The sequence below is a fragment of the Paraburkholderia sp. BR10936 genome, from assembly GCF_040965735.1.
Classification (GTDB): Bacteria; Pseudomonadota; Gammaproteobacteria; order Burkholderiales; family Burkholderiaceae; genus Paraburkholderia; species Paraburkholderia nodosa_A.
Window position 1 is genome coordinate 38,853 of sequence record NZ_JBFRCM010000006.1, and the last position, 12,198, is coordinate 51,050.

Here is a 12,198-nt window from a genome sequence, read left to right on the forward strand (position 1 = left end):
GGCTCGATCATGTCGTTTTGGGTGGGATACGCGCCGTGTCTCATGCGGCGACCGTGGCAACCATGGCAACTGCGGCGGCGGCGCCATCGTCGACCGCGCTCAGATGCAGCCGGTCGACCGAAAGATTGAGGCTCTCCTTCGAAATATGCGTGTGCTCTTTCATCAGCGCCTCGACGCGTGCGCCTTCGCCGTTGACGAGCGCGCCGACAATGGCGTGATGCTGGCGGTGCGCATACGAGAGCATCATGAACTGACGCTGCTGCGCGGCCTTGTCGAACACCACCGTGCCCGGCGAGACGAATGGAATCTTGTCGTTGAGCCCGAGCGCGGCACTCACCGCAAGATTGTGCGCCGCTTCCACAATCAGTGCGTGGAAGCGGCCGTTCATCGCGGCGTAGCGCGTTTCCGCTTCGCTGTCGAGCACGCCGGCCGCGAAAATCGCGTCGCCTTCGCGCAGACAGTCTTCGAGTGCGCGCGCGAGCGCCTGGTTCACGCCGCGCTCGGCGACCGTGCGCGCGGCGAGCCCTTCGAGCACGCCGCGCACGTCGATGGCGTTGAGCACGTCGGTCACCGAAAAGCGCCGCACGGTGTAGCCGCGCGCGCCCGAGCGCTCGACGAGGCCTTCGGTGGCGAGCACACTCAGCGCATAGCGCAGCGGCGTGCGCGAAATGCCGAGGCGCTCGGCGAGTTGCGCCTCGACGAGCCGCTCGCCGGGCTCGAGTTCGCCGGAGAGGATGCGCGTGCGCAGCGCCTGCACGATGGTTTGCTGGGTCGTCCCGTTCATGTCATGCGTGAATCGCAGCGGGCGAGGCGCGCGGCGTATGGCGCGCGCGGCCCTTGCGAGTTCGTTCTTTTGATATCTGTTTCGTTTATGAGGAGGTTGCCGGGGCGGATCGGCCGCACTTCCCGCAACAGGGTTTCAGGATACCAAAAACCGTTGCGGCGCGCGGGTTTGCGCGATCGGCCGAATGTGCGCAAGCGCGCACAAGCCTTGAATTCATGAGGGAAAGGGAAAAAATCGTGGTTAACCCTTGCTTACGGTTTGGGCGGCGTTTTTGTAATTTCGTATCCCAAGTGATGGATCGAAGGCGTCTGCCGGCGCATCGGGTCCAGCGCGGCGCGAGTGCGCCGCATGAACAGCAGCAGAGGGCAAGATCATGGCAAGAATAGTGGGCGGCATCGGCACATCGCACGTGCCGACAATCGGCATGGCATACGACAAGGGCAAGCAGAACGAACCCGCGTGGGCGCCGCTCTTCCAGGGGTACGAACCGGTGGCGAAGTGGCTCGCCGAGCGCAAGCCGGACGCGCTCGTGATGTTCTACAACGACCACGCCAACAGCTTCTTCTTCGACTGCTATCCCACCTTCGCACTGGGCGTTTCCGCCACGCACGAGTTCGCCGACGAAGGCGCGGGCAAGCGCGCGCTGCCGGACATCGCGGGCCACCCCGATCTCGCGATCCATATTGCCGAGCAGCTCGTCAACGACGAGTTCGATCTCACGATCTTCCAGGACAAGCCGCTCGACCACGGCTGCAACTCGCCGCTTTCGCTCATGCTGCCGCACGAAGGCGGCTGGCCCGCGGCGCTGGTGCCGATCCAGGTGAATGTGCTCCAGTATCCGCTGCCCACGGCGAACCGCTGCTACCGGATCGGCCAGGCGCTGCGCCGCGCGATCGAATCGTTCGAGCAGGATCTCGACGTGGTGGTGGTCGGCACGGGCGGCCTTTCGCACCAGGTGCACGGCGAGCGCAGCGGTTACAACAACACCGAATGGGACATGGAGTTCCTCGACCTGATCGTGAACGATCCGGAGCGCCTCGCACGGATGAAGCACGTGGACTACGTGCGCCTTGGCGGCGCCGAAAGCGTCGAGACGATCATGTGGCTCGCCATGCGCGGGGCGCTGGGCGGCAAGATCCGCGAAGTCCATCGCAACTACTATCTCGCGACCAGCACGGCGATGGCGGTCACGGTGTACGAAGAAGAGGGCCAGCAATGAATCCGCAACTGGTTGGCATCGAGGAACTGACGGGCACCTACCCCTTCGACATTCGCCAGAGCATGAAGGCCATGCGCCTGAATCGCTTCTTCTGGGAAATGCGCCTGCCGCAAGCGCGCGATCTGTGGCTGCGCGACCGCACGGCCGCCTACGACGCCGCCGCGCTCACCAGCGAGGAGCGCGCGCTCGTCGACGCTACGGACTGGCTCGGCCTCATTCAATACGGCGTGTGCTTCTTCGTGCTCGAGAAGTTCGCGCGCGTGGTGAAGATCACGAATCTCGGCATGTACGCCAGTATGCGCGGCGAAACCCTCGAAGCGTTCCTGAAGACGCGCAAGGTGCCCGACGCAGTCTGAGCGTTTGCCCGACCGTTTGATTTCCTGATTGACTTTTGCGCTCGGGTGGGCATTTTGCCCACTCGAACGCGTTTGACCCGCGTGGCCCCACATGCCGCGCGCTCGCTTGCGGCTCGCCGGATCTCGGGGCGGCGAGAGCGCTACCCTTCGATGCTCGAATAAACAGGTTTGTTCAAAACAGGAGACCTGGAGAATGCAGGATCATAAGCAGTACAAAAAGATTGCATGGGCGATTACGGGGGCCATCGGTGTGATGGCGTGTGCTGCACCGGCGTTCGCGCAGAGCAGCGTGACGCTCTACGGCATGATGGACACGGGCATTACCTACGTGAGCAACCAGGGCGGCAAGCACAACGTCAAGATGGACGACGGCGTGAACGGCCCGAACCTGTGGGGCATGACCGGCACGGAAGACCTGGGCGGCGGCACGAAGGCCTTCTTCCAGCTCGTCAACCAGTTCCAGGTGGACAACGGCGCGTTCATGCCGAACAAGAGTCTCTTCAGCCGTACGTCGATTCTGGGTCTGAGCAACGACAAGCTGGGCAAGCTCACGCTCGGCAACCAGTACGACTTCATGACGGACTCGCTGTATTTCGCGGGCAACGATCCGGCGGAGCTCTCGGGCCATTTCTACGATTTCCGCGCAGGTCCGTTCCAGAAGCTCGCGCTGCCGAACAACCCGACTGGTTCGTTCGACTGGGACCGCATGGCTGGCGAAACCGTCAACAACTCGGTGAAGTATCTGTCGCCGACGTTCGGCGGCTTCAGCGCGGGCGCGATGTACAGCTTCGGCGGCGTGGCCGGTTCGATCGGCACGGCCAATGGCACGAGCTTCGCGCTGAACTACTCGGCACATGATTTCGGCGTGAACGCGGCCTATACGAACCTCAAGACCGTCGTGACGGGCGAAGGCGACGTGAGCGTGCGCAACTGGGGTATCGGCGCGCACTACCGTTTCGGCGGCTGGATCACGAACGCGCTCTTCACCACCGTGCACAACTCGGCCAACGGCGGCTCGGTGTATCAGGGCTCGGTGGGCGCGCACTACAACTTCACGCCTGCACTCAGCGCCGGCGCGTCGTACATGTACATGAAGGGCAACGACGTGGTCGACAACAACCACGCGCACCAGGTCGCGGCGATCGTCGATTACGCGCTTTCCAAGCGCACCAGCGTGTACGTGCTGGGCGTGTACCAGCGCGCCAGCTCGGGCGGTCTCGCGCAGATCAACGGCATGAACTCCTCGGACGGCGCTTCGAGCGGTCAGAGCCAGGCGGTTGCGCGCGTGGGCCTGCATACGCACTTCTGATGCACCGCTAGCTTCATCATCTCCGGCAGTTGTTTGACGCCGCCCGATCGGCTGATCGGGCGGCGTTTTTTCATGGTGCGCATCCTTTCACGAAAGGCTCGCGAATTGGGCAAAATAACGCCAGTTGCAACAGCACTCGCGTGACGAGAAAGGAAGTTTCATGACGGATACGGTGGATTGCGTCGTGATCGGCGCGGGCGTGGTCGGTCTCGCGGTTGCGCGCGCGTGCGCACAGCAGGGCTGGGAAACCGTCCTCGTCGAGGCGGAAAACGCCATCGGCACGGGCACCAGCTCGCGCAACAGCGAAGTGATACACGCGGGCATTTACTACCCGCAAGGCTCACTCAAGGCGCGGCTGTGCGTGCAAGGTAAGCACAAGCTTTACGCGTATTGCGAGGAGAAGGGCGTGGAGTTCAGCCGTTGCGGCAAGTTCATCGTCGCGACGCACAAAGGGCAGCTCGACGCGCTGCGCGCGATTCGCGCGGCGGCCGCCGCCAATGGCGTGGACGACCTGCGCTGGCTCGACCGTGGCGAGGCGCGCGCACGGGAATCCGCGCTCGAGTGCGTGGCGGCGCTCGAATCGCCCTCCACGGGCATTGTCGACAGCCACGGTTTGATGCTCGCGCTACAGGGCGACTTTGAAGCGGCGGGCGGCATGCTCGCGTTTTGCTCGCCGGTCACGGGGGGCCTCGTGCGGCCGGGCCAGCCGACGCTTCTCAAGGTAGGCGGCGACGAGCCGATGGAATTGCTCGCCACGCGCGTGGTGAACAGTGCGGGCCTCTACGCGCAGCAGATCGCGGCATGCATCGAAGGCGTGCCGGCGCAATCGATTCCGCCGGGGCGCTACGCGAAGGGCAATTACTACTCGCTGGCGGGCGCGGCGCCGTTTTTGCGGCTCATCTATCCGGTGCCGGAGGAAGGGGGCCTGGGCGTGCATCTGACGATCGACCTGGGCGGCCAGGCGCGCTTCGGTCCGGACGTGGAATGGATCGACACGATCGACTACACCGTGGACCCAGGCCGCGCGGCGAAATTCTACGAGGCGATTCGCACTTACTGGCCCGCGCTGCCTGACGACGCGCTGCAACCGGGTTATGCTGGCATTCGCCCGAAGCTGGCCGAGGGCAAGCATGGCGGCGACTTCGTGATCCAGGACGCGCGCGAGCACGGCGTGAGCGGGCTCGTGAACCTCTACGGCATCGAGTCGCCTGGGCTGACGGCTTCGCTCGCGATTGCGGACGAAGTCATCGAACGCCTGAAAACACACTGACTGCAGTGGCGGATCAAACGCGAATCAACGCGAATCAACGCGAATCACAAGGAGAACAGGATGGTCTACGAGATGGCGCATATCACGGTGAGCGCAGGCAAGAACGCCGAATTCGAGGCAAACGTGGCGCAGGCGCTGCCGCTCTTTCATCGCGCACGCGGCTGCCGCAGCGTGGAATTGCAGCGCGGCGTGGAAGAGCCGAACCAGTATGTGCTCGTCGTGCAGTGGGATACCGTCGAAGATCACATGGTGCACTTTCGCGAGTCCGATGACTTTCAGGAATGGCGCCGGCTCGTCGGCCCGTACTTCGAGAAGCCGCCTGTCGTGGGGCACACGCAGGTCGTCGTGAAGTAAGCGGCTGGGCGCGGCCAGCCGCGCTTACGCCTTGATACCGAATCCCTCCACATACCCCACCGCGTCCTCCCCGTCCCAAACGCGTCCATCGACGAACGGCGCGGTGGCCGTCTCTGCCGGCAGCGCGATTCCCATCGCCGCCGCCGCTTGCCCGTACAGCGCGGTCTGGTTCAAGCCGCGCGCGATCTCGCGATAGTCGCTTCGGCGCGCGAGCATGCCCCATCGTTCGAACTGCGTCAGAAACCATACGCCTTCGGATTCGTGCGGATAGTTCACGCGGCCTTCCTCGAAGAACTTCATGCCTGGCGTGTGCGATGCCGGGTCCGCTTCGAGCCGTGCCGCGATCAGCGCGGCGTCCACCCCCAGCATCTGCGGGCGCGCGAGCCATTGCGCGATCTCGCGTCGATTGCCTTCGCCGTCCAGCCAGCGGCACGCTTCGAGCATCGTCTGTACGAGCGCGCGCGCCGTGTTCGGATGGCGCACCACGAAATCGCGCCGGCAGGCGAGCACCTTCTCGGGATGATCCGGCCAGATTGCCCCGCTCGCGATGATCGTGCGTCCTACGCCGCGCTGCTGCGCGAGCCCTGGCCACGGCTCGCCCACGCACAGGCCGTCGAGGCGATCTTCGGCGAGCGCGGCCACCATCTGCGGCGGCGGTATCACCACGCTCTCGATGTCGCGCAGCGGATGCACGCCTTGCGAAGCGAGCCAGTAGTACAACCACATCGCGTGCGTGCCGGTGGGGAAGGTCTGCGCGAACACGGGCTTGCGCGCAAGCGTGGCGAGCGCGCGCGGCAGCGAGCCGTGTTCGGCGAGCGCATCTGAGAGACGGTTCGAGAGCGTAATGGCCTGGCCGTTGCGGTTGAGCACCATCAGCACGGCCATGTCGGTCTGCGGGCCGCCCAGGCCGAGCTGCACGCCATACACGAGGCCGTAGAGCGAATGCGCGGCGTCGAGCTCACCGGACAGCAGCTTGTCGCGCAGCGCCGCCCACGAGGGCTGGCGCGAGAGCTCGAGCGTGAGGCCGTGCGCGTGGCCGAACTCCAGCAGCTTCGCGGCGACGAGCGGCGCGGCGTCGGCGAGCGGCACGAAGCCGATCTTCAGATGGGTTTTCTCGGGCGCGGCGAGGATAGGGGTGGCGTTCATGGGCGAGCTTCGTTCCTGCTCAATCGGGTCGTTCCTGCGCTTGCGCGAGCGCGACGATCTGGCGGGCGACTTCGGCGAGCTTCACGCTCTCGTTCATCGCGCGTTTGCGCAGTGCCGCGTAGGCCGCGGGTTCGGTCAGCTTCTGTTGCTCCATCAGGATGCGCTTCGCGCGGTCGATCAGCTTGCGCTCGGCCAGTTCGTTTTCGGCCTGCGTGAGACGCTCGCGCAACTGCGCTTCCTGTGCAAAGCGCGCGAGCGCGACTTCGAGGATCGGTGCAAGGCGCTCGCTCGCGAGCCCTTCCACGAGATAGGCGGTCACACCCGCATTCACGGCCGAGCGGATCAGCTGCTGGTTGGCATCGTGGCTGAACATTAGCACCGGGCGCGGCGCGGTGGCGTTCATCACCGCGAGTTGTTCGAGCGTATCGCGCGAGGGCGACTCGGTGTCGATGATGATGACGTCGGGCCGCTCGCGCTCGACGACGCGATGCAGCGCCTGCGGTGTGGCGGGCTCGGGGAGCATGTCGTAGCCGAGCTTGGCGAGCGCGTCGCGCAGGTCGCCGATAGGCTTGTCGGTGTCGGTTACGAGCAGTACGCGCAGCATGAGGATTCGGTGGTCGTCGGCATGACGTCTTCGACGGTTAATCGGTGCATTGCGCGCCATCGCTGGGCGCGCATGAGGGTTCAGCAAAGTGCGTGCCAGTTTCTCCGTTGGCCGCAAAGCCATGCCGCTTGGGGTTTTGGGTGCGCCTCGCAAAAACTCGGCGCGCGATGTGTTGTGCACCGCAGCAGTGCGATGGTCGATACGGCGCACCCGGTTGGCGCAGTGGTCGCGGGCGATGCCCGAAAAAGTGCCGGAGGGCAGCATGAGTCCGCGCTCAGGACTCCGGCGTCAAGACAGGGGACTGCGGCGTCTTTTGTGACACGCATATTTCACCTATTCTTTTTAGCGCACGCCGTCGGCTCCACGATTCCCAGCGCCAGCATTCTCACGACAATTAACCGGCCAATGGAAATGGAAAGACCTGCTTCCCCCAACGCACAGCCCACCAGTGCCAGCGCAAGCCAGCCCTGGTTGCGCTGGCTGCCCGGCGTGACGTTGTTCAGGACTTATCAACGCGCCTGGTTGCTCAACGATCTCGCTGCGGGACTCGTGCTGACCACCATGCTCGTGCCGGTCGGCATCGCCTACGCGGCGGCGTCCGGTGTGCCGGGCGTATACGGTCTCTATGCCACGATCATTCCGCTGCTGGCCTACGCCATTTTCGGGCCCAGCCGCATTCTCGTGCTCGGCCCCGACTCCGCGCTTGCCGCGCCGATACTCGCCGTGGTGGTGCAGGTAGCGGGCGGCGACCCCGCACGCGCCATCGGCGTGGCGAGCATGATGGCGATCGTTTCCGGGCTCGTCTGCGTGGTCATGGGGCTGTTGCGGCTCGGCTTCATCACGGATCTGCTGTCCAAGCCCATTCGTTACGGCTACATGAACGGCATTGCGCTCGCCGTGCTCATTAGCCAGTTGCCGAAGCTCTTCGCCATCTCCATCGACGAGCAGGGGCCGATGAGAGACCTGCTCAGCCTCGCCCAGGGCGTCGCGCGCGGCGAGGCGAACTGGTACAGCTTCGCCGTGGGCGCGGGAAGCCTCGTGCTGATCCTCGCGCTCAAGCGCTTCGATAAAGTACCCGGCATCCTGATTGCCGTGATCGTGGCCACGCTCTCGGTCAGTCTCTTTCATCTCGACACCGTGGGCGTGAAAGTGCTGGGCACGATTCCCCAGGGTTTGCCTGGACTCTCGCTGCCATGGGTCGCCAACGCGGACCTGGTCAAGATCGTGCTGGGCGGCGCGGCCGTCGCGATGATCGCTTTCGCCGATACGAGCGTGCTCTCGCGCACCTATGCAGCGCGCTTTCATGCGCGCGTCGACCCGAACCAGGAGATGGTGGGCCTCGGCGTGGCGAACTTCGCGGCCGGCTTGTTCCAGGGCTTTCCGATCAGCAGCAGCGCCTCGCGCACGCCGGTTGCCGAAGCCGCGGGCGCCCGCACGCAGCTAACCGGCGTAGTCGGCGCGCTCGCCGTGGCGGCGCTGCTCATGGTCGCGCCGAATCTGTTGCGCTATTTGCCCAATAGCGCGCTCGCCGCCGTGGTGATCGCCGCCGCGCTCGGCCTGTTCGAAATCGCGGATCTCAAACGCATCTACCGCATTCAGCAGTGGGAGTTCTGGCTGTCGATCGGTTGCTTCGTGGCAGTCGCGGTCTTCGGGGCGATTCCCGGCATTGGACTTGCCGTCCTGATCGCCGTGATCGAATTCCTCTGGGACGGCTGGCGGCCCCATTTCGCAGTGCTCGGCCGTGTGGAGGGCGTGCGCGGCTATCACGACATCGAGCGCTATCCCGAAGCGGTGCGCACGCCGGGACTCGTGCTGTTTCGCTGGGACGCGCCGCTGTTTTTCGCGAATGCCGAATTATTTCAGCAGCGCCTGATGGAGGCGGTGGAAGCGTCGCCCACGCCGGTGCGCCGGGTCGTGGTGGCGGCGGAGCCCGTGACGAGTGTGGACGTCACGTCCGCCGACATGCTGCGCGAACTGACTCATACGTTGCGCGAGCGCGGCATCGCGCTGCATTTCGCTGAGATGAAGGACCCGGTGCGCGACAAGCTCAAGCGCTTCGATTTGCTCGAAGACATCGGTCCGGAGCGCTTCGATCCGACCGTGAGCAGTGCTGTCGATCGCTATGTCGACGAGACCGGCCTCGCGAAGGACGAGGCCGGGCCGCAAACGGGACGGTAGTGAAAAGCCGATGCGGTGCCGGCCTCCAGCGCCGCATCGCACCGTACTTCGCCTCGATGCGCGTCAGGCGCCGGGCTTGAGCACCACGCGAAAGCGCGCCTTGCCGCTCATCATCCGTTCATAGGCCTCTGCCGCGCGCGACAGCGGATATTCTTCGATCATCGGCTTCACCCCCGAGAGCGCGCTGAATGCCAGGGTATCCTGAGAATCGGCGGCGGTGCCCGAGGGCCAGCCCTGCACTGAGTGGCGGCCCATGATGAACTGCGTGATCGGCACTTCCACGGGCTCCTCCGATACGCCGATCATGATCAGCTTGCCGTTCAGGCCGAGCCCGCCCAGCGCAGCGCTCATGGCTTTGCCGCTCGTGGCCGTGGCGAGGATCACGCGCGCGCCGCCCAGCGCGAGCAAGGCTTGCGCGACGTCCTGCGAGGAACTGTCGATGTAGTGATGCGCGCCGAGCTGTTTCGCGAGCGGCGCCTTGTCCTGCCCGCGCGCGATGGCGACGGTGACGAAGCCCATTTTGCGGGCGTACTGCACGCCGAGATGGCCGAGACCGCCTATGCCGAGAATCGCCACGACATCGCCCGCGCGTGCGCCGCTGTTGCGCAGCGCGTTGAAGGTGGTGATGCCCGCGCACAGGAGCGGCGCGGCGTCGACGTCGGAGAGGTCGTCGGGCATGCGTGCGAGCGCTTCCTGCGGCGCCACCATGTAGTCGGCATAGCCGCCGTCGTAGCTGATGCCGGGAATCTGCCCGTTCTTGCAGAGCACGAAGTCGCCGTGACGGCAGTGTTCGCAATGGCCGCAGTGTCCGCCGTGCCAGCCCACGCCGATGCGCTGACCAACCTTCCATTCGTCGACGCGCGGGCCAAGCTTTTCGATCACGCCTGCGATCTCGTGGCCGGGCACGCGAGGGAACTGCAGGCCGGGCCACTGGCCTTCCTTCGTGAGGGAATCGCTATGGCAGATCCCGCAGGCCTGCACCTTGACGAGGACGTGTCCCTCGGGCGGCTCGGGAATATCGCGCTCGACCAGTTCGAGAGGGGCGCCGGGTTTTGCTACCTGCACTACGTGCATCTTTGGCATCGTCTGCTCCTGGGAAAGAGAGGTTTGCACCGGTGATGTCGTGGCGACGTATGGCTATGCGACATTGTAGGACGATGGTGCGAGCGCTTCGCGCTGCGCGGCGTAGGGGATGTTTGTTAGCGTTCGGCGTTTGTGAATGCTTTGCGGCATCAGCTTTCTATTCGCGACCCTGCGCGTTTTGCATCAGCTTTTACGCGGACTTTTCCATCGCCCGCCGTGCGGCTCTTCAAATGGTCGATGAACGCGCGCAGTTTCGGCATGACCTGCCGGCGGTCCGGATAGCAGAGGAACACCCCCGGCCTCATCGGCGCGTAGGCCTTCAGCACCTCGATCAGTTCACCCGATCTCAACCCGGCAGCGGCCAGCGGCTCGGGTACCTGGGCGAGGCCCAGTCCTTCTGACGCAGCGCCCAGCACGGTGGGAAAGTCACTGGCGATGAGGGGGCCGGATACGGCGATCTCGATCGGCTCGTCTTCGTCGTTGAAGGACCATAGGGCGAGCGCGCCGTTGGACCGCCGCCATCGCAAGCAGGCATGCTGGCGCAGGTCGTTCGGGTGAGCGGGCGGGCCTGACCCGGCGAAGTAGCCCGGGCTGCCGACGACGATGAGACGGAACGGCGGCGTCATCGGCACCGCGACCATATCGGGAGCAACGAGATGACCCTGCCGGACAGCGGCGTCGAAGCCTTCGGCAGCAAGGTCGGTCACCTCCTTGCTCGCAGCAAGCTCCACCTCGACCTCGGGATAAGCCTTGCAGAACGACGTGACCAGCTCAAGCAGAGTGGGGATCACCGCGCGCGGCGCGGAGAGGCGCAGCAATCCCGCCGGTCGCTGGCCGAGTCCACGCGCCAGCTCACTGGCGGCGACCAGCTCCTCGAAGGCGGGCTTGGCGCGCGCGAAAAACTGTTCGCCGGCTTCGGTCAAGCCGACACTGCGCGAGTTGCGGATGAAGAGCGCTGCGCCAATGCGCGCTTCGAGTACACGTACTGTCTGGCTGATAGCCGAGGGCGTCACACCGAGCTCCGCGGCCGCCTTGCGAAAACTGCGATGCCGGGCAACGCTCAGGAACACTTCCACGCCGTCCAGCGCGCCCTGCCTGACTGTGAAGTTCTGCTTCATGGCCCGTCAACAATGTGATGGATAGCCGCGTGCGAATAGCGATGATACCTTGGCACCAGCCATTGGTCCGGAGCATCAGCGGCTCGCACCACAGTCACTGGACGCTGAATGAAACGCCTTCTTCTTAATTCGACCATCGCCTCTGTGCTGGTCGCTTCTGCTGGAGTTTCCATGTCGCAAACCATGCCTATGCCTGCCACGCCAACCACGAAGATTCTGGCGATCGGCACTTTTCCGCCGGGCACGGACATGCAACTTGTCCAACACACGCTGCCGACCGAAGTGCGCGAGACGGCGCAGCTTTACCTCGAGGGCAAGATTGATCAGTGGTATTCACTGCAAGACCGGGCCGGGGTGGCATTCATCCTGAACGTAACGGACGTCGACCAAGCGCATGAAATGCTCGAGGCACTGCCCTTGGGGAAAGCGCATTTGATGACGTTCTCGCTCTTCCCAATAGGCCCGCTGAAGCCGTTGAGCAAGCTTTTGAATTCGCCTGCCCCCCAGTAGCAGGCACTGGAGCGTCCGGAACATGCTTGCTTGCATCGCATGTCAACGTTTTGAAACCCCTTTCAATCATGACTGGAAACGCCTTCTTCTCGACCAACCTGCTGCTTGGCTACACAGCGTACTTCGTCGGCACCGCGAGTGCCGGGCCGAGCAACGCTTTGGGCGACGGTCGCAGCGCTGTCGTATTCGGGATCGCCGGGATCAAACTCCTGGCGACGCGTTTCTAGCCCGGTTTCAGACTTCGCTTTCGCGTTGAACTGACGTTCG

12 protein-coding genes and 1 pseudogene are annotated in these 12,198 nt (G+C 64.6%); 8 read left to right on the forward strand and 5 right to left on the reverse strand.

The genetic code is table 11. The features are described from left to right. Positions 1–40: 40 nt before the first annotated feature. Positions 41–784 (reverse strand): GntR family transcriptional regulator, encoded by a 744-nt coding sequence (locus AB4Y36_RS14695; RefSeq protein ID WP_368683380.1) that lies wholly within the window; start codon positions 782–784, stop codon positions 41–43. A gap of 373 nt (positions 785–1,157) precedes the next feature. Between AB4Y36_RS14695 and AB4Y36_RS14700 the strand changes: the two genes are divergently transcribed. From AB4Y36_RS14700 to AB4Y36_RS14720, 5 genes are all read left to right on the forward strand, one after another. Beyond that, on the forward strand, positions 1,158–2,003 hold the full coding sequence (locus AB4Y36_RS14700; RefSeq protein ID WP_069265777.1) for a gallate dioxygenase: 846 nt from the start codon (positions 1,158–1,160) through the stop codon (positions 2,001–2,003). Beyond that, positions 2,000–2,359 (forward strand): protocatechuate 3,4-dioxygenase, encoded by a 360-nt coding sequence (locus tag AB4Y36_RS14705; protein ID WP_324157852.1) that lies wholly within the window; start codon positions 2,000–2,002, stop codon positions 2,357–2,359. Before AB4Y36_RS14700 ends, AB4Y36_RS14705 begins: the two co-directional genes overlap by 4 nt. 253 nt (positions 2,360–2,612) lie before the next feature. Continuing rightward, positions 2,613–3,668 (forward strand): porin, encoded by a 1,056-nt coding sequence (locus AB4Y36_RS14710; RefSeq protein WP_342949106.1) that lies wholly within the window; start codon positions 2,613–2,615, stop codon positions 3,666–3,668. Positions 3,669–3,828: 160 nt separating this feature from the next. Continuing rightward, a complete protein-coding gene (locus AB4Y36_RS14715) occupies positions 3,829–4,938 on the forward strand; it encodes an NAD(P)/FAD-dependent oxidoreductase (protein ID WP_368683381.1) in 1,110 nt (369 codons plus the stop codon). Positions 4,939–4,998: 60 nt separating this feature from the next. After that, positions 4,999–5,292: an antibiotic biosynthesis monooxygenase gene (locus AB4Y36_RS14720; RefSeq protein ID WP_028202455.1), complete on the forward strand. Its 294-nt coding sequence runs from the start codon at positions 4,999–5,001 to the stop codon at positions 5,290–5,292. Positions 5,293–5,316: 24 nt separating this feature from the next. Here AB4Y36_RS14720 and AB4Y36_RS14725 read toward each other — a convergent pair whose 3' ends face one another. Both AB4Y36_RS14725 and AB4Y36_RS14730 read right to left on the reverse strand, forming a co-directional pair. Next, complete coding sequence (locus AB4Y36_RS14725) at positions 5,317–6,438, reverse strand: CmpA/NrtA family ABC transporter substrate-binding protein (RefSeq protein WP_368683382.1); 1,122 nt, start codon at positions 6,436–6,438, stop codon at positions 5,317–5,319. Between the two features lie 19 nt (positions 6,439–6,457). Then, the gene (locus AB4Y36_RS14730; protein WP_368683383.1) at positions 6,458–7,042 is read right to left on the reverse strand and encodes an ANTAR domain-containing response regulator; all 585 of its coding nucleotides are present in this window, start codon (positions 7,040–7,042) and stop codon (positions 6,458–6,460) included. A 411-nt stretch (positions 7,043–7,453) separates the two neighbouring features. On the opposite strand from AB4Y36_RS14730, the gene AB4Y36_RS14735 reads away from it, so the two are divergent. After that, positions 7,454–9,220 carry a SulP family inorganic anion transporter gene (locus tag AB4Y36_RS14735; protein WP_368683384.1) on the forward strand — a complete coding sequence of 589 codons (1,767 nt, stop codon included), beginning with the start codon at positions 7,454–7,456 and terminating at the stop codon, positions 9,218–9,220. 63 nt (positions 9,221–9,283) lie between these two features. On the opposite strand, the gene AB4Y36_RS14740 is transcribed toward AB4Y36_RS14735, so the two are convergent. Together AB4Y36_RS14740 and AB4Y36_RS14745 are read right to left on the reverse strand one after the other, a co-directional pair. Next, on the reverse strand, positions 9,284–10,303 hold the full coding sequence (locus tag AB4Y36_RS14740) for an alcohol dehydrogenase (RefSeq protein WP_069265783.1): 1,020 nt from the start codon (positions 10,301–10,303) through the stop codon (positions 9,284–9,286). A gap of 149 nt (positions 10,304–10,452) precedes the next feature. Then, complete coding sequence (locus AB4Y36_RS14745; RefSeq protein ID WP_368683385.1) at positions 10,453–11,421, reverse strand: LysR family transcriptional regulator; 969 nt, start codon at positions 11,419–11,421, stop codon at positions 10,453–10,455. A 108-nt stretch (positions 11,422–11,529) separates the two neighbouring features. Between AB4Y36_RS14745 and AB4Y36_RS14750 the strand changes: the two genes are divergently transcribed. Together AB4Y36_RS14750 and AB4Y36_RS14755 are read left to right on the forward strand one after the other, a co-directional pair. After that, positions 11,530–11,931: a hypothetical protein gene (locus AB4Y36_RS14750; RefSeq protein ID WP_342949066.1), complete on the forward strand. Its 402-nt coding sequence runs from the start codon at positions 11,530–11,532 to the stop codon at positions 11,929–11,931. A gap of 68 nt (positions 11,932–11,999) precedes the next feature. Continuing rightward, positions 12,000–12,086, forward strand: a pseudogene (locus AB4Y36_RS14755) (LysE family translocator); the annotation flags it as partial. Positions 12,087–12,198: the final 112 nt, after the last annotated feature.